Origin of the sequence: Halobacillus alkaliphilus, from assembly GCF_900113125.1 — a bacterium.
Taxonomy (GTDB): domain Bacteria; phylum Bacillota; class Bacilli; order Bacillales; family Halobacillaceae; genus Halobacillus; species Halobacillus alkaliphilus.
On the sequence record NZ_FOOG01000001.1, the window covers coordinates 60,715 to 85,770 of the forward strand.

Annotated in this window: 31 protein-coding genes; 20 read left to right on the plus strand and 11 right to left on the minus strand. The window is 39.2% G+C overall.

Features of this window, described 5'->3' with window-relative positions:
• Positions 1–45: 45 nt before the first annotated feature.
• The 6 genes from BMZ06_RS00315 (at position 46) to BMZ06_RS00340 (ending at position 4,212) form a co-directional block, all read left to right on the plus strand.
• Positions 46–675: an O-methyltransferase gene (locus BMZ06_RS00315; protein WP_089749010.1), complete on the plus strand. Its 630-nt coding sequence runs from the start codon at positions 46–48 to the stop codon at positions 673–675.
• 55 nt (positions 676–730) lie between these two features.
• Positions 731–1,372 carry a uridine kinase gene (udk, locus tag BMZ06_RS00320; protein ID WP_089749012.1) on the plus strand — a complete coding sequence of 214 codons (642 nt, stop codon included), beginning with the start codon at positions 731–733 and terminating at the stop codon, positions 1,370–1,372.
• A 172-nt stretch (positions 1,373–1,544) separates the two neighbouring features.
• The gene (gene greA, locus BMZ06_RS00325) at positions 1,545–2,021 is read left to right on the plus strand and encodes a transcription elongation factor GreA (RefSeq protein WP_089749013.1); all 477 of its coding nucleotides are present in this window, start codon (positions 1,545–1,547) and stop codon (positions 2,019–2,021) included.
• A gap of 415 nt (positions 2,022–2,436) precedes the next feature.
• Positions 2,437–3,204 (plus strand): YrrS family protein, encoded by a 768-nt coding sequence (locus tag BMZ06_RS00330; protein ID WP_089749014.1) that lies wholly within the window; start codon positions 2,437–2,439, stop codon positions 3,202–3,204.
• Positions 3,205–3,223: 19 nt separating this feature from the next.
• Positions 3,224–3,916 carry a 5'-methylthioadenosine/S-adenosylhomocysteine nucleosidase gene (mtnN, locus tag BMZ06_RS00335; RefSeq protein ID WP_089749016.1) on the plus strand — a complete coding sequence of 231 codons (693 nt, stop codon included), beginning with the start codon at positions 3,224–3,226 and terminating at the stop codon, positions 3,914–3,916.
• Between the two features lie 68 nt (positions 3,917–3,984).
• Positions 3,985–4,212 (plus strand): YrhC family protein, encoded by a 228-nt coding sequence (locus BMZ06_RS00340; protein WP_089749018.1) that lies wholly within the window; start codon positions 3,985–3,987, stop codon positions 4,210–4,212.
• Positions 4,213–4,254: 42 nt separating this feature from the next.
• Here the strand turns inward: BMZ06_RS00340 and sigK are convergent, their stop codons facing one another.
• The 8 genes from sigK to sda form a co-directional block, all read right to left on the minus strand.
• Complete coding sequence (sigK, locus tag BMZ06_RS00345; protein ID WP_089749020.1) at positions 4,255–4,968, minus strand: RNA polymerase sporulation sigma factor SigK; 714 nt, start codon at positions 4,966–4,968, stop codon at positions 4,255–4,257.
• Positions 4,969–5,128: 160 nt separating this feature from the next.
• Positions 5,129–5,503 carry a monovalent cation/H(+) antiporter subunit G gene (gene mnhG / locus BMZ06_RS00350; RefSeq protein ID WP_175477754.1) on the minus strand — a complete coding sequence of 125 codons (375 nt, stop codon included), beginning with the start codon at positions 5,501–5,503 and terminating at the stop codon, positions 5,129–5,131.
• Positions 5,484–5,795, minus strand: coding sequence for a Na(+)/H(+) antiporter subunit F1 (locus BMZ06_RS00355; RefSeq protein ID WP_089749023.1), 312 nt, complete (start codon positions 5,793–5,795; stop codon positions 5,484–5,486). The genes mnhG and BMZ06_RS00355 overlap by 20 nt, the downstream gene beginning before the upstream one ends.
• Complete coding sequence (locus BMZ06_RS00360; protein WP_089749024.1) at positions 5,795–6,271, minus strand: Na+/H+ antiporter subunit E; 477 nt, start codon at positions 6,269–6,271, stop codon at positions 5,795–5,797. The genes BMZ06_RS00355 and BMZ06_RS00360 overlap by 1 nt, the downstream gene beginning before the upstream one ends.
• A gap of 6 nt (positions 6,272–6,277) precedes the next feature.
• On the minus strand, positions 6,278–7,762 hold the full coding sequence (locus tag BMZ06_RS00365) for a Na+/H+ antiporter subunit D (protein ID WP_089749026.1): 1,485 nt from the start codon (positions 7,760–7,762) through the stop codon (positions 6,278–6,280).
• Complete coding sequence (locus tag BMZ06_RS00370) at positions 7,755–8,093, minus strand: Na(+)/H(+) antiporter subunit C (protein WP_014643833.1); 339 nt, start codon at positions 8,091–8,093, stop codon at positions 7,755–7,757. Before BMZ06_RS00370 ends, BMZ06_RS00365 begins: the two co-directional genes overlap by 8 nt.
• A 3-nt stretch (positions 8,094–8,096) precedes the next feature.
• The gene (locus BMZ06_RS00375) at positions 8,097–10,436 is read right to left on the minus strand and encodes a Na+/H+ antiporter subunit A (protein ID WP_089749028.1); all 2,340 of its coding nucleotides are present in this window, start codon (positions 10,434–10,436) and stop codon (positions 8,097–8,099) included.
• Positions 10,437–10,705: 269 nt separating this feature from the next.
• Entirely contained in the window at positions 10,706–10,867 is a 162-nt protein-coding gene (gene sda, locus BMZ06_RS00380) for a sporulation histidine kinase inhibitor Sda (RefSeq protein ID WP_089749030.1), read from the minus strand.
• Positions 10,868–11,192: 325 nt separating this feature from the next.
• Between sda and BMZ06_RS00385 the strand changes: the two genes are divergently transcribed.
• The 8 genes from BMZ06_RS00385 to BMZ06_RS00420 are packed head-to-tail and all read left to right on the plus strand — an operon-like array spanning position 11,193 to position 16,219.
• On the plus strand, positions 11,193–11,717 hold the full coding sequence (locus BMZ06_RS00385; protein ID WP_089749032.1) for a YqeG family HAD IIIA-type phosphatase: 525 nt from the start codon (positions 11,193–11,195) through the stop codon (positions 11,715–11,717).
• Entirely contained in the window at positions 11,717–12,817 is a 1,101-nt protein-coding gene (gene yqeH / locus BMZ06_RS00390) for a ribosome biogenesis GTPase YqeH (RefSeq protein ID WP_089749034.1), read from the plus strand. Before BMZ06_RS00385 ends, yqeH begins: the two co-directional genes overlap by 1 nt.
• 11 nt (positions 12,818–12,828) lie before the next feature.
• Positions 12,829–13,665, plus strand: coding sequence for a shikimate dehydrogenase (aroE, locus tag BMZ06_RS00395; protein ID WP_089749036.1), 837 nt, complete (start codon positions 12,829–12,831; stop codon positions 13,663–13,665).
• Between the two features lies 1 nt (position 13,666).
• The gene (gene yhbY, locus BMZ06_RS00400) at positions 13,667–13,957 is read left to right on the plus strand and encodes a ribosome assembly RNA-binding protein YhbY (RefSeq protein WP_089749038.1); all 291 of its coding nucleotides are present in this window, start codon (positions 13,667–13,669) and stop codon (positions 13,955–13,957) included.
• Between the two features lie 12 nt (positions 13,958–13,969).
• A complete protein-coding gene (locus tag BMZ06_RS00405) occupies positions 13,970–14,545 on the plus strand; it encodes a nicotinate-nucleotide adenylyltransferase (RefSeq protein WP_089749040.1) in 576 nt (191 codons plus the stop codon).
• Positions 14,526–15,086, plus strand: a complete 561-nt coding sequence (gene yqeK, locus BMZ06_RS00410) for a bis(5'-nucleosyl)-tetraphosphatase (symmetrical) YqeK (protein WP_089749043.1) — start codon at positions 14,526–14,528, stop codon at positions 15,084–15,086. The genes BMZ06_RS00405 and yqeK overlap by 20 nt, the downstream gene beginning before the upstream one ends.
• 43 nt (positions 15,087–15,129) lie before the next feature.
• Positions 15,130–15,483: a ribosome silencing factor gene (gene rsfS / locus BMZ06_RS00415; protein ID WP_014643824.1), complete on the plus strand. Its 354-nt coding sequence runs from the start codon at positions 15,130–15,132 to the stop codon at positions 15,481–15,483.
• Positions 15,484–15,487: 4 nt separating this feature from the next.
• Positions 15,488–16,219, plus strand: coding sequence for a class I SAM-dependent DNA methyltransferase (locus tag BMZ06_RS00420; protein WP_089749045.1), 732 nt, complete (start codon positions 15,488–15,490; stop codon positions 16,217–16,219).
• Positions 16,220–16,312: 93 nt separating this feature from the next.
• Here BMZ06_RS00420 and comER read toward each other — a convergent pair whose 3' ends face one another.
• Positions 16,313–17,122: a late competence protein ComER gene (gene comER, locus BMZ06_RS00425; protein WP_089749047.1), complete on the minus strand. Its 810-nt coding sequence runs from the start codon at positions 17,120–17,122 to the stop codon at positions 16,313–16,315.
• Positions 17,123–17,199: 77 nt separating this feature from the next.
• Here comER and BMZ06_RS00430 point away from each other — a divergent pair, with 77 nt between their 5' ends.
• The 3 genes from BMZ06_RS00430 to BMZ06_RS00440 all read left to right on the plus strand — a co-directional run bounded on the left by BMZ06_RS00430 (position 17,200) and on the right by BMZ06_RS00440 (position 20,655).
• Positions 17,200–17,763, plus strand: a complete 564-nt coding sequence (locus tag BMZ06_RS00430; protein WP_089749049.1) for a helix-hairpin-helix domain-containing protein — start codon at positions 17,200–17,202, stop codon at positions 17,761–17,763.
• A 70-nt stretch (positions 17,764–17,833) separates the two neighbouring features.
• Positions 17,834–18,394, plus strand: coding sequence for a ComE operon protein 2 (locus BMZ06_RS00435; RefSeq protein WP_089749425.1), 561 nt, complete (start codon positions 17,834–17,836; stop codon positions 18,392–18,394).
• Positions 18,391–20,655 carry a DNA internalization-related competence protein ComEC/Rec2 gene (locus BMZ06_RS00440; RefSeq protein ID WP_089749051.1) on the plus strand — a complete coding sequence of 755 codons (2,265 nt, stop codon included), beginning with the start codon at positions 18,391–18,393 and terminating at the stop codon, positions 20,653–20,655. Before BMZ06_RS00435 ends, BMZ06_RS00440 begins: the two co-directional genes overlap by 4 nt.
• 40 nt (positions 20,656–20,695) lie before the next feature.
• On the opposite strand, the gene BMZ06_RS00445 is transcribed toward BMZ06_RS00440, so the two are convergent.
• On the minus strand, positions 20,696–20,830 hold the full coding sequence (locus BMZ06_RS00445; RefSeq protein ID WP_089749053.1) for a YqzM family protein: 135 nt from the start codon (positions 20,828–20,830) through the stop codon (positions 20,696–20,698).
• Positions 20,831–21,181: 351 nt separating this feature from the next.
• On the opposite strand from BMZ06_RS00445, the gene holA reads away from it, so the two are divergent.
• Positions 21,182–22,204 (plus strand): DNA polymerase III subunit delta, encoded by a 1,023-nt coding sequence (gene holA, locus BMZ06_RS00450; RefSeq protein WP_089749055.1) that lies wholly within the window; start codon positions 21,182–21,184, stop codon positions 22,202–22,204.
• Between the two features lie 94 nt (positions 22,205–22,298).
• On the opposite strand, the gene rpsT is transcribed toward holA, so the two are convergent.
• A complete protein-coding gene (gene rpsT / locus BMZ06_RS00455; protein WP_014643816.1) occupies positions 22,299–22,559 on the minus strand; it encodes a 30S ribosomal protein S20 in 261 nt (86 codons plus the stop codon).
• Positions 22,560–22,719: 160 nt separating this feature from the next.
• On the opposite strand from rpsT, the gene gpr reads away from it, so the two are divergent.
• Both gpr and spoIIP read left to right on the plus strand, forming a co-directional pair.
• Complete coding sequence (gene gpr / locus BMZ06_RS00460) at positions 22,720–23,811, plus strand: GPR endopeptidase (RefSeq protein ID WP_089749056.1); 1,092 nt, start codon at positions 22,720–22,722, stop codon at positions 23,809–23,811.
• Positions 23,812–23,907: 96 nt separating this feature from the next.
• Positions 23,908–25,056: a stage II sporulation protein P gene (spoIIP, locus tag BMZ06_RS00465; RefSeq protein ID WP_089749058.1), complete on the plus strand. Its 1,149-nt coding sequence runs from the start codon at positions 23,908–23,910 to the stop codon at positions 25,054–25,056.

The following is a 25,056-nucleotide window of genomic DNA, read 5'->3' on the forward strand; positions in this document are numbered from 1 at the left end:
GGTTGTAAAATGGATGTAATCTTAATATGAAGGGATGTTAACATCATGGAGCAAGATGCGTATCTGCAATCATTGCTGCCGTCTTCCACAGGACCATTGGCGGATATGGAGGCATACGCTGCGGAAAAGAATATACCCATTATGGAGCAAGCAGGTATATATTTTCTAATGCAGCTCATTCGTATGCATAGACCTGAACGCATTTTGGAAATTGGAACAGCAATAGGATATTCGGCCCTTCGTATGTTGGAGGCTTCACCTAAAAGTAAAGTTGTATCAATAGAAAGAGACGAAAATCGTTTTAGAGACGCCCAGCATTTTGTTCATAAGCAAGGAGCTGAAGACAAAATTCAACTCCTGTTCGGGGACGCTCTTGATCTTAAGGAAGATGTTCAGAAGGAGGGTTCTTTCGACTTCCTCTTTATTGATGCTGCTAAAGGTAAGTATGAAGAATTCTTTCATCTATACGAACCATTATTAAATGAAGGTGCAGTAATTGTCTCGGATAATGTTCTATTTAAGGGGTATGTTGCAGACGATTCACATGCAGACAAACGTATGGCCAAAATCGCTCGAAAAATTCGTGATTTCAATAATTGGCTGGTTCAACATCCCGATTATCATACGACAATTGTACCAATTGGCGATGGTGTAGCTATTACAATAAAAAAATAACTGAACCGCGTAGAGTTCAAAGATTATGTTTGGGATGAAAGGAGAAACCAGAAACATGAAAGATAAACCCGTAGTTATTGGAGTAGCCGGAGGTACAGGGTCAGGGAAAACAAGTGTCACCCGATCTATCATCCAGCGATTTGCTGATAAAACAATTCTAATGGTGGAGCAAGATTATTATTATAAGGATCAGAGTCACCTTCCTTTTGAAGAAAGGCTGCAGACTAACTATGATCACCCTCTTGCTTTTGATAATGATTTGCTAATTGAACACCTTAAACAATTAATTGATCAGAAATCGGTAGAGAAACCTACCTATGATTATAAGGTGCATACGCGTTCGGAGGAAACGATACACGTGGAGCCTAAAGAGGTTATTATTGTTGAAGGTATTCTTGTGCTGGAAGATGAGCGCTTACGCGATTTAATGGATATAAAGGTCTTCGTAGATACTGATGCCGATGTGAGGATCATTCGCAGAATGATGAGAGATATTAATGAACGGGGACGCACACTGGATTCTGTCATTGAGCAATATATTAATGTGGTCCGTCCAATGCACCTGCAATTCGTGGAACCCACGAAGCGATACGCAGATCTTATTATTCCAGAAGGGGGCCAAAACCACGTTGCTATAGACTTAATGGCTACAAAAATTCAAACGGTCCTTAATGAAACGCAAGATCATTTCAATTGAGAAAATAGTTGAAAACCTTCCAGAAATCTGGCATAGTTTTCAATAGTAGTTCTAGAATAAAGAATCCTCGTGTAAAGTATAGTATTTCATTAATGAGCATACGCTGGTATCGCTCATTTCCTATATGGGGGAACATCAATTTTTTGATGGATTAAAGGAGTGTTCAAAGAAGATGGCAGAAGAAAAAAACTTTTACATGACAGAAGAAGGAAAGCAAAAGCTCGAAGACGAACTGCATCACTTAAAAACAGAGCGTCGTAAGGAAGTAGTAGAGCGTATTAAAATTGCACGCGGCTTTGGAGATCTTTCTGAGAACTCTGAGTATGATGCGGCTAAAGATGAACAAGCATTTGTGGAAGCACGCATTACTCAAGTCGAAAACATGATTAGAAATGCTGTTATTATTGAAAATGATAATGACAATCCGGATACAGTAAGCTTAGGTAAATCTGTTACCTTTCAAGAACTTCCTGATGGAGAAGAAGAGACTTATACAATTGTAGGAAGTGCGGAAGCTGATCCATTTGAAGGGAAAATCTCTAATGATTCACCTATGGCTCAAAGTCTCATTGGGCATGTAGTAGGGGACAAAGTCTCTGTAGCTACTCCAGGTGGAGATATTGATGTTAAGATTGTTACTGTAGAATAGTATTTATAAATAAAAGGCAGGGGCTTCCCTGTCTTTTTATTATAGGTTTCTTTAATAATACTCCTGTGGGTTATTGTTGATTTTTAAAGAGGCTAATTACACAATAAGGCCGGATACTGTAAGACTCGACTTTCGAGATATTGTTTGGAGAAAGGGGCTTCAGGAAACGGCTCGCTTTCCGCGGCCCTGCGTCGTGCAGGGCCGGAAAGCGAAATCAACCCCGCAGGACCTGATTCTCACAAAAGTCTCGAAATCGGGTCTTCCAGTATTGGGAGCTTTTCAGTAAGATTAATATTGAGATTCAGCAAAGCCTGTAATTTAAGACATTACCTATAAAATGGAAAAAGAATGAAAGTGTTGGTCACTGCGCCCTATTGTTGTATAATTAACAACGAATTCAAAGGAGGAGACTTGAATGGCTAATAAACATACCCAGGGATCAAGGGCTCATCGTTTTGAAAAGAAACGAAAGAGTACTATTCTTATGAATTGGTTAGTAGGTGCCGGCAGTGCATTATTGATTGTTTTCATAGCTATGATGGCTTTTGGAGGAGACGATCAACCAAGTAATGCCAAAGGTTCTGATGAGGAAAAAACAGTTTTGAATAGTGAATCGGATCAGGAAGAAAACACAGAACAGGGCAAGAACAATGATGGTTCGAAAAACAATCAGACAAATAAACAAGAATCAGAGCAGGACGAATCAAAAGGATCTGATCCGAATAGTAGTTCAAATTCTGATGATGAAGACGATTCCAATAATGAAGAGAGTTCTAATGATGATGAATCTTCTAATAAGGAACAGGATAAGGATGCTTCTGAAGAGGAAAACGATGTAGTGATTGAAGAAAGTGACAAAGAAAACGTAGCGAAAATCGTTAAGAAAGATTGGGAGCCTGTTCCTACAGAAATGAATACAAGCGGGAATCATAATATTTCTTATAACAAAGACTCTCAAGATTGGAATGAATTAATTAAGGCTGTCAGTAAGGCTACAGGTCTTTCAGAAGATAATATGATCACGTGGTGGGTTGGGAATGGGGGCAGTCCTCAAAAAGCTGAAGCCACGGTTTCAAACAAAGAAAAGACCGAGCATTACCGTGTATTTATTCAATGGGTAGATGGAGAAGGATATAAGCCTGTTAAATTAGAAGTGTTAGAAGAAAAAGAAGTGAATCGCTAATCAAAAGGGAGAGTAAAAAATGGCAATAGGTATTATCGGAGCAATGGATGAGGAAATTGAAAAACTTCAAACGGAGATGCAGAACACGAACAGAGAAGTAATTGCGGGAAGTCTTTTTATTCATGGTAATCTCCGTGGAAAAGAAGTGGTCCTTTTAAAATCAGGAATAGGAAAAGTGAATGCAGCGGTTGCAACTAGCATTCTGCACGAGCGTTACGATGTTGAAGCTGTGATTAATACGGGCTCGGCAGGAGGTTTTGCTGAGCATTTAGAAGTAGGGGATATTGTTATATCTGAAGCGGTTACGTATCATGATGTTGACGTCACGGCCTTCTCTTATGAGTATGGACAAGTTCCGGATATGCCTGCTCGCTACCAAGCGGATGAAAAGCTTGTAAAAAAAGCGTTGAAAGCGGTGGATCAAACAGATGCGGCCTCGGCAAAGGGACTGATTGCTACAGGAGATACTTTCATGCAGGAAGAAAGTAAAGTCCAGTTCGTACGCAATAAGTTTCCGCAGATGGTGGCTGCAGAAATGGAGGCAGCAGCAATTGCCCAGGTTTGCTACAGATACGGGACGCCATTTGTTGTAATCCGAGCCTTGTCAGATATAGCAGGCAAGGAATCTTCGGTTTCTTTCGAACAATTCTTACCAAAAGCTGCCGAAAATGCGGCAGCTATGATAATAACTATGGTTACTCAGTTTGAATAGATAATATTACCATCTCCACTGCAGGGTCAATATGTTACAATAATAGCCGTGCAGGAGGTGATCTATCCATGAAATCAACGGAATGGATGGAAAAGAAAATCTCAGATTACAAACGCTTTATTATGACTCTATTAATATTAATTAGTTATTTATATATAGGGACCTTAATTAGTATTTTTGAATATCACACTACCGTTCACTATTTTCTATACCCGGTCATCGGGGCCGGATTGATTTACGCTTTCCTATTAATTAAAAAAATTAAAAAGCTGCAACAGATTTTAACAAGTGAATAGCCTTACTAAAGCCACTGATCATTAATCGTTCAGTGGCTTCTTTTATACCTTCTTTCCTTGCTTGCTTTGCTTGTAAAATTCGTGGAAGATTTTCATCAACGCTCTTTTTTCAATTCGTGATACATAACTTCTGGAAATTCCGAGTTCTTTTGCTATTTCCCTTTGTGTCTTTTCTTCGGTTTGATTGAGTCCATACCTAAAGATAATAACCTCTTTTTCGCGTTCATCTAATATAGTAATAAAGTCTTTTATTTTTTCAAGTTCCATGTGAAGCTGAATTTCTTCCACTATGTCTTTAACATCTGCTTGCAATATATCCAATAAATTAAGTTCATTTCCTTCTTTGTCATGACCAATTGGATCTTGAAGGGAAACATCTTTATTCATTTTTTTAGTGGATCTAAGGTGCATCAATATTTCATTTTCAATACACCGTGCTGCATAGGTGGCTAGTTTTGTACCTTTACCCGTAGAGTAACTTTCAATCCCTTTAATTAGTCCGATTGTTCCAATGGAAATTAAATCTTCGAAGTCTTCTTTTGTATTCTCAAACTTTTTCACGATATGAGCTACCAGCCTCAGGTTATGTTCGATAAGTATATTTCTCGCCTCGTGACTTCCTTCTTGCATTAATTTAAGCTGCTTAGCTTCTTCCTCAGAGGAAAGGGGGTTGGGGAAAGCCTGATTCTTGACGTAAGACATAAAGAATAAAGATTCTTTAAAAAAGTAAAGGATGGAAGCGATAATACTGCTCATACGACGCGCACCTCCTCGATATTTAGGCAATTGCCTACAACATATCTATGTGTCAAAATGGCAGGATGTGCTTGTACAGGAACAAAAAGGCCTGACCAAGTTTTCTCATAAAAAATGAGGGTCCTGTAGGAACAGGACCCTCATTTTTATTATGGGGTGTTTATTTCTCTTCTTGTTCAGCCCGTAAGACTTCATTATAATCATCTTTGACGCTATTTTCCCATAAAGGAACACCACTTCGGTGAGCTGCTCTTGCTATTACATGTCCTGAAACAGGAGCTGTGAGGAGCACAAATAAAATTCCTAAGAGAAGCTTTCCGCTAACAATGTCATGCTCAATGAACAGAAATAAAAAGGCACCTATCATAATTCCCGATACACCCAGAGTCGAACTTTTAGTCGCGGCGTGTAGTCTCGTGTAAACATCAGGCAAGCGAAGAATTCCGATCGAACCTGAAATGATGAAAAAGGTACCTGATAGTAAGAAGAAACAAATGAGGATGTCAAAAATTAAATTAATCCATGTCCCGCTCAATAATAACACCCTTTTCTAAGAATTTCGCTAAGGCAACCGTTCCGATAAATAGTAAAATACCAATCAGCAGAATAACATCATTAAATTTGGTGGTTACAAGCAAGACCGCGATGATCCCTGCCAAAGCCATTAAGTTAATGCCAATGATATCAAGGGCAACTGCCCGATCTGGATTGGTCGGACCTTTAATAGCACGGTACAATAAAATCATAACGGAAACAGAAACCCCCAAGACCGCGATGGTCGCTGAATACTCGATCAGTTGCTGGGTAACATCTAAAATATTGTCCATTAGCGAGTCACCTCCATAATAGCTTTTTCAAAGGTTTCCTTAATTTCGTTAATGGACTGTTCGACGTCCGGGATGTCCATAGCGTGTACATAAATTTTTGTGTGGTCGTCACTGACAGCTATGGATAGGGTACCAGGTGTCAAAGTAATTAGATTGGCCAATAAAGTTATTTCGAAATTACTTTTTAACTCTATAGGAAGAGCGAATATTCCTGGTTCTATATCCAGTTTTGGTTTGTAGACAACTTTAACGATATCGATGTTTGAAAGGACAAGCTCTCTTATGAATAAAAGCATCAATTTAATAAAATTCCATACACGGTGCATATAGAACGAGTCCGGAATGAATCTCCTGAGAATAAATAAGAGACCGATCCCGAGGAGATACCCGACAAGAAAGGTGGAAAATTGATAGCTTTCACTGAGAAACATCCACATGATCGCAATAATAATGTTTAAGACGATTTGAAAAGGCATCAGCTACTACTCCTTTAATACAGAATCAATGTAGAGTTGCGGATCCATTAAGTATTTAGAAATGGATTCAATGGATGGATAGAACCACTCAGCACCGACCCCTAGTAACACGGAAAAGGTTAAAAGCAATCCTATCGGCCAGGCCATCATTTTGCCTTTATGTTCTCTTTCAGGCAGTGGAATTTCAGTTTTCTCTCCCCAGAACCCGCGAATGAATATACGAATCATAGAGAATAGAATAAGAAGGCTCGTTACAAGCCCGACTATGACAATCAAGATTTCTTCCTCTGCTAGACCGCCTCTGAGCAGAAGCAGTTTACCAATAAAGCCGCTGAACGGAGGAATACCTGCAAGTACCAGGGAAGCAATAAAGAACAACCATCCTAGAACCGGATAATGGTGAATAAGTCCACTCATTTTTCTTAAATCTGAAGTTCCCGCTACATAAGCTACAGCTCCAACCAGCAGGAATAGAGCACCTTTGATAATCATATCATGGACTAGATAGTAGATGGTGCCGCTAACGGATACTTCAGTGAAGATACCTATACCCATCAGCATAAAACCAACAGCGGGGATTATATTGTAAGCCACGACCAGTTTGATATTGTTTGTAGATAAAGCTCCCACTACTCCAAAAATCATGGTTAGTGCCGCTAAGTAAATGAATAGTGTGTGTGTCAGCTGGACGTCCTGGTTGAAGATTAGAGTGAAAATCCTCAAGATCGAATAAATTCCTACCTTAGTTAATAAAGCACCAAATAACGCTGATACGACAGGATTAGGCGAAATATAAGGTCTTGGAAGCCAATAGTACAAAGGAAAAACAGCTGCTTTTGTTGCAAATACGAAAAAGAACATGATGGCTATAGTCGTAAGAATACCTTGTTGCTCGACCTCTTGCACTCGTTCAGCGACTTGTGCCATATTGACCGTTCCAACTACTGAATACAAAAAAGCAATAGTCGTGACAAAGAGCATCGAGGAAAATAGATTAATTAAAACATATTTAATGGATTCTCTAAGTTGAGCTTTTCCATTCCCCAAAACGATCAAGCCGTAAGATGCCATTAACAGTACCTCAAAGAATACGAACAGGTTGAATAAGTCACCTGTCAGGAACGCACCGCTAACACCGGCAATCAGCATAAAGAAGAAACTGTAAAAGTAAAAGGCTTCCTGCTCCTTAGAAAGTGACTTTGGAGCATAGAATACACACGCTGTAGCTACAAGGTTAGAGGTGAGAACCAGCGTCATGGAAAGTAGATCACCAACCAGAATAATGCCGTAAGGAGCGGCCCAGTCGCCCGTTTCAAGAATGATGGCTCCGTTCTGCAGTACGTAAAGAAAAATTCCTCCAACAACCAGCAAGTTGAACACAGTGAATACTTGGGAAAGTCTTCTTACTATAGTAGTTTTTTTGTGAATGAAGGCCATTATAATTCCTGCAATTAGCGGTAATATAATGGGCAATGCTGTTAAATTACTCATAATCCGTACCTCTCATTTGTTCCATATTATCCGTGCCATTAATTTTAGAAGTTCTGTAAGCCAGCACGAGCAGTAAACTTGTTACACCAAAACTGATAACAATAGACGTTAAGATTAAGGCTTGAGGAAGGGGGTCTGTGTATTTTTCCACTCCCTCAGAAAGAATTGGAGGAGCTCCCGTCTTTAATTCGCCCATCGTTAAGATAAACAAGTGGGCACCATGAGAGATAAGCCCCGTACCAATGACAATCCGTAACAATTGCTTTTGAAGGAGGTTATAAATACCTGTGGTAAATAAGATACCCGCGAGTATCGCCATGATGATTTCCATTTGTTATTCCTCCTCCTCTTCTTTACCTCTTAAACGAACAAGACCATAAATCGCCATAGCGGCAATTCCAAGAACAACGATTTCAAATAAAGTATCTAATCCACGAAAGTCTACAAGGATTACGTTTACTACATTATCGCCTCCGCCCAGGGAATGGGACTTTTCAAGGAAATAATTTGCGATTGATTCAAAGTATTTAGAACTATGGGCCGAAATAGCGATCATGGTCATTAAAGCCCCAAAGCCAATAGAAATGATCAGATTCAACGTTCGTGTACTTGCTGATTCCTCTTTTTTCCTCATTTTTGGAAGGTGGTAGAAAGCAAGTAAGAACAAGGCGACTGTAACAGTTTCTATAATTAATTGAGTTAAGGCTAAATCAGGAGCTCTGTATAGGACAAATAACATAGATAGGCCATAACCTACCACTCCTAATATGAGAATGGCAGCTATACGGTTATTTGTAATAATCGTACCTACAGCTGCACATATCATCAGTACCGCCACAAATATTTCGGGTAAAGTAATCTCTGCTAAATTGCTTGTATCAACTGTAAATCCACCAGTAATCGCCATAAAGGCAAAAGTTATGACGAGAATGGCGGCAAGCACCAGACGTACATACCGACTTAAAGAGCCATTCATATACCCTTTAGTTACTATGGATGAATAAGACTCAAGGCGGTCGACCATTCCATCGTATACCTTATTGAAACTTAAGCGGCCGGGCAGGTAGTTATAGACAGGCTGCCAGACCTTACGAGAAAGAACTAAAACGGTACCTAAAAATACAACCGTTAATGACATAATGAGCGGCGTTTTAATACCGTGCCAAAATTTAATATGATGTTCGTGAATCTCCATCCCTTTTACTGCACTAGCTGCATGCTCTATAAAAGGTTGATTGATCAAGTGGGGAAATAGACCGATTACAATAACCGCAGCCACTAGAATAATAGGTGATAATAACATGCCCCACGGAGCTTCATGCGGTTTTTTCGGTAATTGTTCAATATTTGATTTACCACGGAAGCTGCTGAAGAAGAAATACATAGAATAAACAAACGTAAAGATACTTCCAAAAACAGCTAAATAAGGAATGATAGACATCAGAAAACCGGTAATGCCTTCTCCAGAAACCTCTAAATGCAAGGAAGCGTCAAAGAAAAGCTCCTTACTGTAGAAACCGTTTAAGAAGGGCAGAGGTACCCCGGCCATAGAAAATGAGGCTAACAAAGCTATGGTAGCTGTAATAGGTAAAAAGGTCATTAATCCGCCGAGTTTACGAATGTCGCGCGTTCCTGTTTCGTGGTCCACAATACCTGCAACCATGAACAAGCTGCCTTTAAAGGTAGCGTGGTTTAAAATATGGAAAACAGCTGCAAATACCGCGATTTCTGTACCAAATCCAAGCATAGCCATGATCATTCCTAATTGGCTGATTGTTGAAAAAGCAAGGATGGCTTTCAAATCGGTCTGTCGGACAGCCATATAAGATCCCCAGCAAAGGGTAATGATACCGACAGTGGATACAATAATAAAAAACCACTCACTTGATGACAGCATCGGTGAATAGCGAGCGACCAGGTAAATCCCCGCTTTTACCATAGTAGCGGAATGGAGGTACGCACTGACCGGAGTTGGAGCTTCCATTGCATCAGGTAACCAGATGTGAAATGGAAACTGAGCTGATTTTGTGAAGGCTCCTAATAAAATAAGTCCCAAAATTAATGGGAAGAATTCGCTATTCAAGATTAGTTGTTGCTGATCGATCATACCCTGAATGCTTGTTGTTTTAGTCAGTACACTCATGAAAATAAGTCCGCCAAGTAAACTTAGTCCGCCAAATACGGTAATAAGCATGGATTTTAACGCGCCATACCGGGATTCTTGCTTATAGTTCCAGAACCCAATCAGCAAAAAGGAGGATAATGAAGTGAACTCCCAAAAACTGTATAGAACGAACACATTATCAGAAAGGACTACTCCAAGCATAGAACCCATAAATATTAAAAAGTATACATAAAAATGTCCCAGTTGCTCTGATTTATGTAGATAGTAAATCGAGTAAAAGGCAACTAGGGCACCAATCCCGCTTATTAATAACACAAACAATAAACTGAGACCATCTAGATAAAATACAATGTTCATATCTAATGAAGGTATCCAAGAGTACTCTCTTGTTAAAGGTTCAAACCCTGTCCCAATAAAACGTACAAAATAAATGAAGATAATCGCGGGAATCAAAGTGACGAAAACCCCCGGATGAAATTTATCTTTCCATTTACTTATAAATGGAATTGCAATTGCAAAGATAAAAGGCAATAATACTACCAGCAGCATCTTGGCTGTTCCTCCCTCAACAAAAATTCTTTAATATAAAACAATCTTTCTCAATCTTACTGTACATTTAATTGTAATCAAAAGCAGGGGCATTATTCAACTCTAGCCTTCTGGACAGCGCATATTAGAGACACCTTTTAGTATTCCCTATTAAATAAGAAGAGACACCTCAAATTAAAGAGATAAAATTTTTATAAAAAAACTCGCTGATTACAAATCAGCGAGTTTTTTAAGGTAGAAAAATTCTATAGAATGGAAATTGTAGAAAGTTAACCGACTTGGATGGATAATTTATCCACATTAATAGACCTGGCTATTAGTTCTTCTCTCATTTGAAGAATGAAGTCATCTGAGAGATTCAGTTCAATTGCTTTGTGGTAAGATTGTATTAACAGGGAATCAGATAATTGTTTAATACCTCTGTCACTCATGTGACAGCCACCTCCTGAGTGTTCGAAATGAACGTTTCGAGTAATGTATTCTTACCTTACCATGAGCTGAAATTCCCTACAATATGGCAGTTATCTACAAGTAAATGTAGATAACTTTCTCATTTTTAATGAATGAATTAGAGATGCCATAGTAAGTCGGGTGTGGAAATTGTGTATAAACTTATCCACAGTTCAGAATTGTCGGGAATTGTCGAACGATTTACGTTCTAGTTCAAGCATTTAAATTCGTTTTTGAAACATGAAGATTTTTTGTATATGATGTATAAGGAGATTTTGTCTGTGTTTATGAGATGGAGTGAAAGAAATGTTAAATAAGTTTTTACCAAACGAGCACGTACCTAGCATATTTGATGTAGACCCCAGTGAACTGAAAAACAAAGGAATCAAAGGGGTTATTACTGATCTTGATAATACACTGGTTGCTTGGAATGTGGAAGATGCCACGGAAGAAATCAAGGACTGGTTTCAAAAAATGAATGATCTTGGAATCCAGGTGACGATTGTTTCTAATAATAAAGAAGCACGAGTTAAACTATTCTCTCAGCCGTTAAATGCAACGTTTATTTATAGTGCCAGAAAACCTTTAGCTAAGGCATTTAAGAAAGCTAGGAAACAAATGAAGCTTAGAAAAGATGAAGTCGTAGTAGTCGGAGATCAGCTTCTTACGGACGTATTGGGTGGGAATATGGCTGGTTACCATACTATCCTAGTTGTTCCGATCGTAGAAACGGATGGCCTACTGACGAAATTTAATCGACAAATTGAGCGGAGAATATTAAATTGGATGAGAAGAAAAGGGAAAATTACTTGGGACAGGAGTGATCGTTGATGAACGAAATATATTGTCAGGGGTGCGGAGCGGAGATTCAGACATCGCATCCAGAGCAGCCCGGGTACGCCCCGCCTTCAGCTTTAGAACGGGAAGATGTAATTTGTAAACGCTGCTTTCGTTTGAAGCATTATAATGAGGTGCAGGATGTTCCTTATAATGCTGATGATTTTTTAGAGATGCTTCATCAGATTAGTGATACTAAAGGGTTAATTATCCAACTGGTAGATATTTTTGATTTCAATGGAAGTTTTATTTCAGGCTTAAAACGTTTGACAGGTAATAATCCTGTCATCCTTGTAGGAAATAAAATGGATGTACTTCCTAAATCTGTAAACCACGAAAAGGTTAAACACTGGCTGAAACGATCAGCAAAGGAGCAAGGGCTTATTGTGGAAGATGTATTTCTCATCTCTGCTGAAAAAAATCAAGGAATCACAAACCTCTCACAGGCTATGGATCAATACCGAAAAGGTGGGGACGTTTACGTAGTAGGAACAACAAACGTAGGTAAATCCACTTTTATTAATACGTTGATTTCAAATACTTCGGGAGAGAAAGATGCTATTACTACTTCTTACTTTCCAGGTACCACCCTTGGTTTTATAGATATTCCATTAGATGAAAATAGTTCTTTATTTGATACTCCAGGAGTTATCCAACGCCATCAAATGGCACATTATGTATCAGAACAGGATTTAAAAGTCATTACTCCTAGAAGAGAAGTAAAACCGAAAATTTATCAGCTGAATGAAGCTCAAACGCTATATTTTGGTGGGCTTGCAAGGCTGGATTTTGAAAGTGGCTCTCGTACTTCGTTTGTATGTTATTTTTCAAACGAACTCCACATTCACCGAACAAAATTAGAGAAAGCTGATGATCTATATCAGAATCACCTTGGAGAACTACTTGTTCCCCCAGACAGCCGTACGATGGAAAAACTACCACCGCTTAAAAAACAAACGTTCAGAATTAAAGAAGATAAAACAGACATTGTGTTTTCCGGGCTGGGCTGGATTACAGTTCCGGAGGGACATATAAATGTAACCGTCCATGTCCCTGAAGGTGTTAAAGTGTCTTTACGTGAATCGTTAATATAGGAGGGGAACTATTGCTTAGACTTGGTTTAATTGGTCATCCAGTTGGTCATTCATTATCTCCTTGGATCCATGAACGACTTATGGAACATGAAGGACTGGAAGGAACCTATGAGTTATTTGATATTGATCCGGAAACGTTCGATCTACAAATTCAAGAATTAAAAGATAAAGGCTTAGATGGTTTTAATATTACCGTCCCGTATAAAGAAAAGATTATTCCATACCTTGATGAAGTCGACAGCAGTGCGCGTGAATTAGGGGCTGTGAACACAGTTAAAAACACGGCACGCGGATGGGTAGGTTACAATACAGACGGCATAGGATTCGCTGTCTCCGTTAGAAATAGATATCCTGAGTTATTTCATAACCAACAGCGAGTTCTTGTTATTGGAAGCGGGGGAGCTTCGAGGGGCATATATCACGCCCTTTTAGAAGCAGGACTGTCTAAAATTGATATTGCCAATCGCACAATTGAGAAGGCAGAAGAGGTTATAAATAGTGCTTCGACAAACAGTGAATCAAGAGCATTGTCTTTAGATAAGGCAGTGGAAAAATTAAATGACTATGGTTTGATTGTACAGACAACAGTTGTCGGTATGAGTCCCAATGATAATACTGCCATCATTCCTCTCGATAATTTGAAAGAGGGGACAGTAGTAAGTGATATTGTATATCGGCCGCTTGAAACCCGTTTTCTGCGAGAGGCTAAAACCAGAGGAGCTAAGCTGCATTTCGGACATGAAATGCTTCTGCAGCAAGCGGTATATGCTTTTCATATTTGGACGGACACCAATCCGGACGCTTCCTTATTATTGGAAGGTTTCGAAAAAAAACTGAAAGGGGTATAGAATGTTAACAAGTAAACAAAAAAAGAAGTTACGTGCTGAATCTCATCATGTACAACCCATTTTTCAAGTAGGAAAAGCAGGGGTAAATGAAAATATGACTACACAAATTGAAGAAGCCCTTGAAAAGAGAGAGCTGATTAAGGTGAGTATCCTGCAAAATTGTTTTGAAGATAACAATGAGGTGGCTGATCAAATTGCGAAGTCTACAGGGGCTCATATTGTTCAGGTCATAGGTAATACCATTATTCTTTATAAAGAATCGAAAGAAAACAAACAAATTGAGCTGCCGTAAAGGAGTTCTTATATGAAACGAATCGGTATTCTTGGAGGGACCTTTGATCCTCCTCATCAAGGCCACTTGATTATGGCAGAATATGCATGCAATGAAATGAAACTGGATGAGGTGTGGTTTCTACCATCCCATATTCCACCGCATAAACAGGAAGCAGCGGTATCAGCTGAAACCCGTCTCTCCATGGTGGAAAAGGCGGTGGAAGATAATCCGCGTTTTAAAGTATGTAATGCAGAGTTGACTAGAAAAGGTACGTCTTATACGGTAGATACCATGAAGTATTTAATGGACCAATATGAAAGTCATACCTTTTACTTTATCATCGGTGGAGATATGGTAGAGCATCTGCCCAAATGGAACAGAATTGATGAACTAAATTCTATGGTTGAATTTGTAGGTATTAATCGGCCAGGTTACGACTGGAATCCCCCGATGCCCGTGCATCAGGTAGAAATCCCATTAATTGATATATCTTCTTCTCATATCAGAAAAAGACTCAGCTCTTTAAAAAGTGTAAGATATCTCGTTCCTGAATCTGTAAACCTTTATATAAAGGAGCATCAATTATATGCAGCTGACTCGAAATGAAGCATTGGATTATGTGAGACCTGCTTTAAAGAAATCCAGATATGAACATACTATACGTGTAACGGATGAAGCCGTTACACTCGCTGAACGTTTTGGAGCAGATGTGAAGAAAGCTGAATTGGCCGCAGCGTTGCATGATTATGCGAAGTATAAACCTTTGGATGAAATGAAGCGATGGATTGAGCAAGAGCGCAGACTTCCCAAAGATTTACTCGACTACCATCACGAATTATGGCATGGACCTGTAGGAGCCTACATGCTCGAAAAGGAAATAGGGATTGAAGATTCAGAAATTATTTCAGCTATTGCTTGCCACACCACTGGTAAGAAGCACATGAGTGTGTTAGATAAAGTAGTATTTTTAGCGGATTATATTGAACCTGGAAGAGATTTTCCCGGCGTGGAAGAAGTAAGGGACAAATCCCTTACAAGCTTAGACCAGGCTTGTCTGCTTGCATTAAAAAATACAGCAGTTTTTTTAATAAATAAGGAAAGAACCGTTTATCCGGATACGTTTCATGCATATAATGATTTAATATAGAGTTTTTGTAAAAGAGACAAAGAATGAAATAGGGAGGAACAGAATGGAAAGTAAAGAATTAGTAACTATAGCCGCGCAGGCATGTGATGAGAAAAGAGCCACAGATATTGTGGTGTTAGATATGTCGGATGTATCCTTAATTGCCGACTATTTCTTGATATGTGAAGGCTCTAACGAGCGTCAAGTGCAGGCGATAGCCAGAGAATTAAAAAACCAAGCCGAAGAAAATGGCATCGATGTAAAAAGGATGGAAGGCTTTGAACAGGCTCGATGGATTCTTGTTGATCTAAACGACGTTATCTGTCATATCTTCCACAAAGATGAACGTCACTATTATAATCTCGAACGACTTTGGGGCGATGCTTCTACAGTAGCTCTTGAGGGGTTAGAAGGCTGAAGGCATGAGCTATCAACAAATGGCTCAGGTATATGATCGGCTGATGAAGGATGCACCTTACGACCATTGGGTTGACTTTACGAACAAAATGATTGAACGTTTTCTTCCCGATACTCAGTCTATAGTAGATGCTGGCTGTGGCACTGGGGAAGTGACACATCGGCTAAATGAGGAAGGTTATCACCTCACTGGTGTTGATTTGTCTGAGGATATGCTGTCAGTCGCACATCAAAAGAATTCATCAGCTAAAATTCAATGGCTTCAACAGGATATAACTGATTTAGCCGGTCTAAAAGATGTGGAATGTGTCATTAGCTACTGTGATGTTATGAATTATTTACCAGCTGACAAAGATGTAATTCGAGCTTTTCGCAGTATATATGAATCGCTTTCTCCTTCAGGTTTATTTATTTTTGACGTCCATTCTATTGATCATATTCAAAATAATATGCTCGGTGCAACCTTTGCTGAGGTTTATGATGATTTATCCTATATTTGGTTTTGTGACCCTGGTGAATTTGAAAATCGAATGGTACATGACCTAACTTTTTTCGTGCAAAATGGTCCTAATTACGAAAGATTTGATGAACAGCATATTCAGCAAGGTTACTCACCTGAACAATTAAGTGAATGGCTGATGCAGACTGGCTTCAAAATCCAGTTAATCAGCTCAGATTTTCAAATGGAATTCGTGGACAGCGGAGAGCGGATATTTTTTGTGTGTCAAAAAAACTAGAGTGTGAAAAGGAGTGCGTAAGTTACGTACTCCTTTTTTGTTTTTTTAGAGGATTTACGATTTTTATGTCGTATTATATTATTTAAGCTATGATTAAAGATCAATCTCAAACTTATCTTCCTTGTGCTTGGTTTGTGTTGCTTTAAACATCTCTTGAAAAAGAGAGCCAATGTGTGCTTCAAGTGCTTTCAGACCTTCCCCTGTCACTCCGCCTTTAACTGTTACTTTCTCCATTAACTCATCGAGTGTGAAGATCTCCTTTGATAATAAACTTCCTAATCCAATCATCATGTTTTCCGTAAGTTCGGTAGCTTTCTTCTCAGAGATCCCCGTTACCTCACCGGCAGCCTCAATCCAATTTTTTAATAAAAAACTGATGAAAGCTGGTCCACAGGAGACCATATCCGAAGCCGCCCGTATATGATCTTCTTCAATGGCTGAAGGCTTTGAAATATACTCGAATGTGTTCAGCAGACTTTGTTTTACAGAGTCTGTAACCCTTGTTCCAAATGTAAATAAGCTTACGCCAGCGTGAGCATGATTCGTAATAGAAGGAACAATTCTTGCTACTTGGCAAGAGACTTTGTTTTCCAAATCTTCTACAGAAACTGGACTTGTAATGGATACAAGACATTGGTTCAGAGTTAGATCATTTTTTATCTCATTCAAGACTTGGCTGTAGTGATGCGGTTTAACACATAAGAAAAGAATATCACTTTTTTTCGCAACTTCCTCTAAACTCTCAGCAACGGTAAGTTTAGCCTCGTCCTTTTGTAAATCCAAAGCTTTCTGTGCTGTACGGTTGTATATAATAAGATCACTTGCGCACACTGCTCCACTCTTCACCAAGGAAGTTACGAGCATACTCCCCATGTTACCAGTACCGATGATTCCCCATTTCACTGGAATCCCCTCCTTAGGTAGTTACCTAATTATTTTTATTCTAATGAATTCTAATTATGAAAGGCGGTTTTATTTACATGAGCTTGTTGCGGAGATATATCTGGATAATAATGGTGGTGATTGCGGCCGTATTATTGATTTTATTTAATAACCCTGCTAAAGAAAAGAATTCAGTATCAGTAGAAAAGTCAGAACACGTATTGGAGGAGGAATTGGAGAGTAATTCTTCAGAAGTTGTAGTAGATGTGAAAGGAGAAGTGGTCAATCCGGGGGTTTATTCGGTAGAGTCAGGACTAAGAGTAGATGGTGTGATTAAAATGGCCGGGGGTTTAACTGCTGACGCTGATCCTTCCAGTGTGAACCTCGCTCAGAAATTACAGGATGAGATGGTCATATCTGTGCTGGCTTTACCTTCGGTCGTAAATGAAGAAGCAGGAGAAAATAATGAATTACTTGCAATCAATCAGGCTACTCTGGAAGAAATTGAAAGCCTTAATGGAATTGGACCCTCTAAAGCAGCAGCTATCCTTCAATATCGAGAGGAAAATGGTCCATTTAAAAACTCTAAAGATTTATTAAAAGTATCTGGTATTGGTGAGAAAACCCTTGAAAACCTGGAGGAATATATCCGAATACCGTAAAGGAGTGGCTCTGTTTGACGAAAAAAAAGGTGGAGGGTACACTGATAAAAAATCTACAGGGGGCTACATAGTGGAAAGAATTTCGTGGAATCAGTATTTTATGGCTCAAAGTCATCTTTTGAAATCAAGAAGTACGTGTGAGCGGCTAGCCGTTGGAGCTATCATTGTAAGAGATAAACGGATGATTGCAGGGGGATATAATGGAAGCGTCTCCGGAGGTGTTCATTGTATTGATGAAGGATGTTATGTGATTGATGGACATTGTGTCCGTACGATTCATGCAGAAATGAATGCGCTGCTTCAGTGTGCGAAATTCGGTGTAGCAGCTGAAGGATCAGAAATTTATGTCACTCACTTTCCCTGTCTGCATTGTACAAAAGCTATTATCCAGGCTGGGATACAAGCCGTATATTACAGTGAAGACTACAAAAATCACCCATATGCGATTGAATTATTAGAGCAGGCAGGTGTCACAACCGAAAAAGTACCGCTCGAGACGGACCCTGTTCATTATGAACAACAAAAGCTTGTGGAGGAATTGATTGATAAGCTTGAAGGTCATAATGACCCTGATGTCGAGAGTGTAAAACAGAAAGCTGGGAATTTATTTCAGCTGATGGAAAAGAAATGATCGGAAAAGGAAGATGGCATATCCCCGTCACAGCTTTTGTTTTGGGCGGGGTGCTTGTCCGATTATCAGGAATGCCGTTCTGGTTACTAGGCAGTATAGTGATCGGATGGATTTTCTTCATAAGGAAATCTTGGCCCTATATGGTTGTACTTATCTGTTTTTGTCTGTTTGGTTACTATTATTTGTCTCCTTTGACACCCGCCTCCATTAAACCAGGCCCAACAGGGCTGCTATCAGCAATTATCTCCTCAGATGTGAAAGAAACCCCTCAAACTATTCAAATGGAAGTTACATTGCAGGATTCACAAGAGAAAGCAATGGTGATTCTTTTCAACAATCAAATGGAACCAGGAACTCGTCCACATAACTGGCACCATGGAGCGGTCTGCAGTCTGAAAGGGAGTATAAAAGAGATAGACAAGGCAACGAACCCGGGACAGTTTAATTACCAGGCGTTTTTAGCTAATCAAGAAATATACTCTCAAATTGAAATCGAAGGTACTGATGGATTATCATGCAATGATCGATCTATCCTAAGTTATGTCTATGAATGGCGCAAAAACCTGATGGGGCACGTGGAGAACGTGGTGGATGCTCAGGCTTATCCCTGGATGGCAGCGCTTATTTTTGGAGAGTCGAAGCACCTAAAAGAATCGACCATAGAATGGTTCAGAGATTTTAATCTGTCCCATATCCTCGCAATCTCAGGTCTTCATGTTGGATTAACCATTGGAGGCTTATACTTTCTAATTTATCGCACGGGTCTTGGAACAATTGAGCAGGCAAGATTACTTGTAATTCTCATGCTTCCTGGCTATAGTTTTTTAGCTGGAGCAGCTCCTTCTGTGGTACGGGCTTCACTAATGGCTTTCCTTATACTGATTTTCAGAAAGATAAATGTAAAAATTCCAATAACAGACCTTTTATCTTTGGTAGCTATAAGTTTATTGTTATTGTCTCCTGGTTACTTCACAAATATTGGATTTCAGTTTTCTTTTTTAGTTACCATGAGTTTAATTTATTCTCTCCCGATTATTGAAAGGTCTCCGTTTGTAGTCGTCCAGTCAGCTTACATTAGTTTGATCAGTCAATTGTCTATACTTCCTATTCAACTTTCCTATTTCTACGAATTTAATCCCCTTTCACTATTTGCCAATCTGATTATAGTTCCGTACTTCTCATTTATTGTCATCCCGCTGCTCTTACTTTTATTCTGCGTATGTTTGATCACTCCCGAAATTGCATTTTGGCTCTCTAAAATAATCATTTACCCCCACGAAAAAATTCTTCATACTCTTCAGAGTATAGGTACTCCCTTTAATATTCAATGGACTGTAGGAGAGCTGGAACCTTTATATATCGTTTTGTATCTTATCGCCTTCGGATTCATGATGAAGGAGTGGGTAAAAGAACGTTTGTTCAGGGGATTTACAGCTGGGTCAATTGCTGTATGCGTACTTCTATTCTTTAGTGTACTTCCTTATTTTTCGCCTAGTGGCAAAGTTACAATGCTGGATATCGGACAGGGAGATTGTTTTGTAGTGGAACTTCCTTATCGGAGAGGGGTAATGATAGTGGATGCGGGTGGTCCGCCTGTTTTTAGCAAGGATAAAAATAAAACAGTGGAACAGATCATTACCCCTTACTTAAAATCACGTGGGATACGATCCATTGATGGTATATTCGTTTCGCATAAAGATGTAGATCACAGTGGAAGTGTCCAAGCAATGGTTGAAACATTTCGTGTGAGTAAATTATTTGTCAGTGACTATTATGAAGCAGATGAAAAAGGTGTTGAAATTGTCCGTGTAAGTCCTGAAGATCGAATTCTTATTGCGAATCATTCTTTTCGGGTGCTTCACCCCAAAGATGATTCGGGTAACCCTAATAATAACTCTCTGGTTATATGGAGTGAAATCGGAGGGTTAACCTGGTTATTTACTGGTGATATATCAACCGAGAACGAAGAGGAGCTAATGGAGTCTTATCCAGGCATCCAGGCAGATGTGTTAAAAGTAGCCCATCATGGAAGCAATACTTCAAGTTCTGAAGAGTGGGTGAAATGGCTGCAGCCGCGGATTAATCTTATCTCAGCCGGTAGAGAAAATCGTTATGGGCATCCTCATAGAGAGGTAACTCAAAGGCTTGAAGAATATGGAAGTTTGTATGTGACCAAAGACCATGGAGCTGTGCAATACACTTTCTCTGGTTCATCAGGAACATTTTCCACCTTTCTGCCGTATAATGCGAGCAGAGAATAAAAAAAGACTGCAAACGCAGCCTTTTTGAATTTTGTATTCATTATTGTCCTATAACAGAGAATACAACGCCGATTGCGAAAATAACAAAGAAGAAAACAAATGAGAATACAAACCCTAATCCAGAGTCGATAACGTCATTAGTTTTGGACTGAATATCCTTCTTGAATTCGTTCATTGTGACCCCTCCTATATCAATTATTAAGTATAAGTCATTATAAAGCAAAAATCTACATTCAACTTTGAGTGATTATAAAAAATTCCCTTTTAGCTTCATTCATTGCCTCAGCTAGCAAGACTTGTCACAGATAATTCTCGATTAGAGGGTCAAACTATATTCAAGAGAGGAACAGCATCGTCCTCTTCAAAAGCTTCCGGGGTTTTTGAAATGACGTTTATATAGATGATTCATGCGGCGGCTCTGTGTCTCTATTTTGACAGATATGTAAAACAACCATAAAATAGTGACACTGACCCCCCATTAACAAGGGGGGCCGCCGTATTTTCTTAAAAAGGAAGGACCTAACTAATGGGGAAAATTAAGCAGTCACAGGTATATTTATTGTATGGAGAAGAATCCTATTTAATTCAAGAGAATAAGAATAAAATCATTCAGCAGACATTAAAAAAAGAAGATCAGGAATTTAATATCTCCCAGTTTGATTTAGAGGAAACGCCAATTGAAGAACTGGTAACAGACGCGGAAACTTTTCCTTTTTTAGGTGAAAGAAAAATCGTGATTGGAGAACAGCCTGTATTTTTAAAGGCAAAGCCGGACAAGTTGTCATTTGAGCATGATGTAGATGCGCTTCTACAATATCTTCAGTCTCCCGCTGAATACACCATTTTAATTCTTGTGGCACCCTATGAAAAAGTAGATGAAAGAAAAAAAATATTCAAGGCTCTTAAGAAGCACGGAGAAATTATTTCATGTCAGCCTGTAAAAGAATGGGATGTTTCTAAGTGGGTTGATTCAATTGCTAATGATTTACATATTTCGGTGCCGGAAAATTTGCACGAACTATTTGCTCAGGAAGTGGGAACCAACCTGTTAGCGCTGAGGTCTGAAATGGAAAAACTTGCATTAAATGTAGGTGAAGGCGGTGTGGTAACAAGAGAACTTGCAGAGCAGTTGCTTTCTCACAGTGCGGAAGCTTCTGGCTTGAAATTAGTGGATGCTGTAATGGAAAGAGATTTAGGAAGGGCCATTCGGCTATTTAAAGATTTAGAGAAACTGAACGAAGAACCTATTGCTCTTACAGCACTTCTTGCTTCTCAATTCCGCATTATTAGCCAGGCTAAGGTCTTAAAGCAAAAAGGCTATGCGCAAAATCAAATGAGAAATTATATAAAAGCCCATCCATTTGTTATAAAGATGGCACTAAAAAGAGAGAGATACTTTACTCTTGAAGAGCTTAATGAAATTATGACGGAACTTGCTCAAACAGATCACGCCTTAAAACAAGGGAAGATGGAAAAATCTCTAGCATTTGAAATGATGCTTTATAAGTTGATCCATATCAAACAAAATCAAATGCAATCCTTATCTTAAAAAGAGCCTTCCGAAAACGGAAGGCTCTTTTTCATGAAAAAACGACCCATACACTGGAAGGATCGTTTGTTGGTCATAATTAACGAAAAAAGTATTATAATGCGTTTACTTTTTTAGATAGGCGAGATTTTGTACGGTTCCCATTATTTTTATGAAGGGCACCTCGCTGAACAGCTTTGTCAATTTTCTTAACAGCTGTACTAAGAGCATCTTTCGCACTATCTTTTTCATTACTAGAGACAAGTTTCTCTACACGTTTAACAGCTGTACGCATATCTGATTTAAAAGCTGCATTTAGGTAACGGGCTTCATCGTTTATGCGTACGCGTTTTTTCGCTGATTTAATATTAGGCATGGTTTCACCTCCTAGGTAAAAACAAAAGACTCATTCATATCGAACAAGAGACATTTTACCAAAGCGGAGCCTTGTTTTCAATAGATTTATCCATCTCCATAAAGATTTGCATAGTTTTTATGAGTATGGGAGAAGATGGGCATAAGGAGGCGGGTGTTTCATGGAATATGAAAAAGAATACGTTATACGCACAGATTTGGCTCTTGAAGCTCAGGAAATGAATGTAAAGGATGATCCTGATTCGTCTGATAATGACGGTGTTAAGGTAGAAGAAAATGAAAAAGATGACATAAAGATCACTTACGTTACAGTAGATGATGAAGGAGCAGCCCGTATTGGGAAAAAAGCAGGTCATTATATTACGCTCGAATCACAAGCTATTAGGAAACAAGATACAGATCTTCAAGTGAATTTAGCCAAAACACTTTCAGGTCAGCTTCGCAAATTGCTATTGGACAGTGGTGTACAGGAAATGGATCGCTGCTTACTTGTAGGACTTGGGAATCACCAGGTAACCCCGGATGCTCTAGGACCGCTGGTTACAGAAAAAGTACTGGTGACCAGCCATTTATTTGAACTTCACCCTGAGACTGTAGCAGAGGGATACCGTCCTGTTTCGGCTGTGACGCCTGGCGTTATGGGAGTAACAGGAATCGAAACAAGTGATATGGTGAATGGGATAATTGAAGAGACGAAACCTGATTTTGTCATTGTCATCGATGCTCTAGCTTCTCGCTCTATAAGCCGAATTAATTCTACCATCCAGTTGTCAGACACGGGTATTCATCCTGGGTCTGGAGTAGGGAATAAACGAAAGGAAATCAGCAGAGAAACTTACGGAATTCCTGTTATTTCAATTGGTGTGCCAACCGTTGTAGATGCGGTAACCATAACAAGTGATACGATTGATTTTTTACTGAAACACTTTGGTAGAGAATGGAACGAAAAAGATCGTCCATCTAATGCATTATCTCCAGCTCTAAATCCTTTTGAAAGAAAAACATTAACGGAGGAAGATTATCCAAACGAGGAGCAGAGTAAAGCCGTGCTTGGAATGTTTGGTCAGCTTGGAGAGGCTGAAAAAAAACAGCTGATCAAAGAAGTGCTTACTCCCCTTGGACACAATTTAATGGTAACCCCAAAGGAAGTAGACGGTTTTATCAAGGACATGGCTCATGTGATCGCTACAGGTATAAACGGAGCTCTTCATCCAGGTGTAGAGGACGGGGAAGCTCAGTCTTATTCCCGTTAATAAAGGATTGAATTAAATACAGAAGAGGGTTCTATTAAAATCCTCTCTCTCATACCATTTACTAGATAGAGTTTGGATGAGGAGAGGATTTTTCTTATGCCTAAGTACAAAAAGTGGAAAAGGAAACGTCCCCATATCATAAGGTTATGGTCCAAATGGCTGGTCGCAGGGACGGCTGTATTAATTTTGCTGTTTATAGGCATAGGTTTGTTAACGGGTGCTAAAACAACTTACCGTCTGTATTCGGATACAATTCAAGAATGGACAACACAACTAAAAGGAAGCTCGTTTATTTACTTATTTGAAATGGAAAATCGAACATTTTCAGGAGCTCATCCTGATGAAAATCGTATTCCGGGCTTATCAACTTTAGCATTCAAACTTTTGACAAGCTTAACACCTAATGACCCGAGAAGTCTTCTTGGACGTGAAATTCCTGGTCTCTCATTTTATAACAGCCAGATCATTATAGCTGGGGAAGGTACGAACTTCGCCACTCTTCCTATAGAGTCGGAACCACCACTGGACGTGGATCACAAAGGAGAGGAAGGGGAAGTGGAGGAAAAACAACAGGATTCACCTGAAGGCAATCAAACGATTAAAGAAGATCGTGTATTCATTTCCCATACTCATAACACGGAATCCTTTTACCCTCATTTGCCTGATCGTTCAACCGCTTATGATGGGAAAGTAAACATTACTCTTGTAGGTAAGCGGCTGGCAGAGAGCCTAGAAAACCAGGGGATAGGGGCAATGGTCGATTATACCGATGTGGCTTCTCTCTTAAAACAAAAAGGAATGAAACACTATCAGTCCTATGATGCAATGAGACCTTTAATCAAGGAAGCAAAGAGTCAGAATGAATCACTTCAATATTACTTTGATCTTCACCGGGACAGCCTTCCTAGAGAGAATACTACCGTCAACATCGGTGGAAAAGAATATGCGCGTTTTATCTTTGTTATTGGAGCTGAACATAGTCAGTATGAACAAAATTTAAAATTCGCATCTGATATGCATAAGCTTTTGGAAAGTAAATATCCAGGAATTAGCCGCGGAGTTATTACGAAAAAAGGTTCTGGAGTAGATGGAGTATATAATCAGGATCTCGATCCTAATCTAATCGTGGTAGAGTTCGGAGGAGTAGAAAATAACCTGGATGAATTGTATCGTTCTGCAGATGTAATGGCAGAAGTGTTCAGTGAGTATTATTTTAATGCTGAAAAAGTTTCGAACGACTCTTAG

Excerpts from the sequence above, each read along its gene's own strand:
- yhbY (WP_089749038.1), top strand. The coding sequence starts at position 13,667 with ATGTTAACAAGTAAACAAAAAAAGAAGTTACGTGCTGAATCTCATCAT.
- gpr (WP_089749056.1), top strand. The coding sequence starts at position 22,720 with ATGGAATATGAAAAAGAATACGTTATACGCACAGATTTGGCTCTTGAA.
- sigK (WP_089749020.1), bottom strand. The coding sequence starts at position 4,968 with ATGAGCAGTATTATCGCTTCCATCCTTTACTTTTTTAAAGAATCTTTA.
- BMZ06_RS00385 (WP_089749032.1), top strand. The coding sequence starts at position 11,193 with ATGTTAAATAAGTTTTTACCAAACGAGCACGTACCTAGCATATTTGAT.
- BMZ06_RS00360 (WP_089749024.1), bottom strand. The coding sequence starts at position 6,271 with ATGCCTTTTCAAATCGTCTTAAACATTATTATTGCGATCATGTGGATG.
- mtnN (WP_089749016.1), top strand. The coding sequence starts at position 3,224 with ATGGCAATAGGTATTATCGGAGCAATGGATGAGGAAATTGAAAAACTT.
- BMZ06_RS00430 (WP_089749049.1), top strand. The coding sequence starts at position 17,200 with ATGAGCTTGTTGCGGAGATATATCTGGATAATAATGGTGGTGATTGCG.
- BMZ06_RS00445 (WP_089749053.1), bottom strand. The coding sequence starts at position 20,830 with ATGAACGAATTCAAGAAGGATATTCAGTCCAAAACTAATGACGTTATC.
- BMZ06_RS00440 (WP_089749051.1), top strand. The coding sequence starts at position 18,391 with ATGATCGGAAAAGGAAGATGGCATATCCCCGTCACAGCTTTTGTTTTG.
- BMZ06_RS00330 (WP_089749014.1), top strand. The coding sequence starts at position 2,437 with ATGGCTAATAAACATACCCAGGGATCAAGGGCTCATCGTTTTGAAAAG.
- BMZ06_RS00405 (WP_089749040.1), top strand. The coding sequence starts at position 13,970 with ATGAAACGAATCGGTATTCTTGGAGGGACCTTTGATCCTCCTCATCAA.
- greA (WP_089749013.1), top strand. The coding sequence starts at position 1,545 with ATGGCAGAAGAAAAAAACTTTTACATGACAGAAGAAGGAAAGCAAAAG.
- BMZ06_RS00340 (WP_089749018.1), top strand. The coding sequence starts at position 3,985 with ATGAAATCAACGGAATGGATGGAAAAGAAAATCTCAGATTACAAACGC.
- BMZ06_RS00365 (WP_089749026.1), bottom strand. The coding sequence starts at position 7,762 with ATGAGTAATTTAACAGCATTGCCCATTATATTACCGCTAATTGCAGGA.
- sda (WP_089749030.1), bottom strand. The coding sequence starts at position 10,867 with ATGAGTGACAGAGGTATTAAACAATTATCTGATTCCCTGTTAATACAA.
- udk (WP_089749012.1), top strand. The coding sequence starts at position 731 with ATGAAAGATAAACCCGTAGTTATTGGAGTAGCCGGAGGTACAGGGTCA.
- rsfS (WP_014643824.1), top strand. The coding sequence starts at position 15,130 with ATGGAAAGTAAAGAATTAGTAACTATAGCCGCGCAGGCATGTGATGAG.
- BMZ06_RS00370 (WP_014643833.1), bottom strand. The coding sequence starts at position 8,093 with ATGGAAATCATCATGGCGATACTCGCGGGTATCTTATTTACCACAGGT.
- BMZ06_RS00420 (WP_089749045.1), top strand. The coding sequence starts at position 15,488 with ATGAGCTATCAACAAATGGCTCAGGTATATGATCGGCTGATGAAGGAT.
- spoIIP (WP_089749058.1), top strand. The coding sequence starts at position 23,908 with ATGCCTAAGTACAAAAAGTGGAAAAGGAAACGTCCCCATATCATAAGG.
- holA (WP_089749055.1), top strand. The coding sequence starts at position 21,182 with ATGGGGAAAATTAAGCAGTCACAGGTATATTTATTGTATGGAGAAGAA.
- BMZ06_RS00315 (WP_089749010.1), top strand. The coding sequence starts at position 46 with ATGGAGCAAGATGCGTATCTGCAATCATTGCTGCCGTCTTCCACAGGA.
- rpsT (WP_014643816.1), bottom strand. The coding sequence starts at position 22,559 with ATGCCTAATATTAAATCAGCGAAAAAACGCGTACGCATAAACGATGAA.
- yqeH (WP_089749034.1), top strand. The coding sequence starts at position 11,717 with ATGAACGAAATATATTGTCAGGGGTGCGGAGCGGAGATTCAGACATCG.
- BMZ06_RS00375 (WP_089749028.1), bottom strand. The coding sequence starts at position 10,436 with ATGCTGCTGGTAGTATTATTGCCTTTTATCTTTGCAATTGCAATTCCA.
- yqeK (WP_089749043.1), top strand. The coding sequence starts at position 14,526 with ATGCAGCTGACTCGAAATGAAGCATTGGATTATGTGAGACCTGCTTTA.
- BMZ06_RS00355 (WP_089749023.1), bottom strand. The coding sequence starts at position 5,795 with ATGGACAATATTTTAGATGTTACCCAGCAACTGATCGAGTATTCAGCG.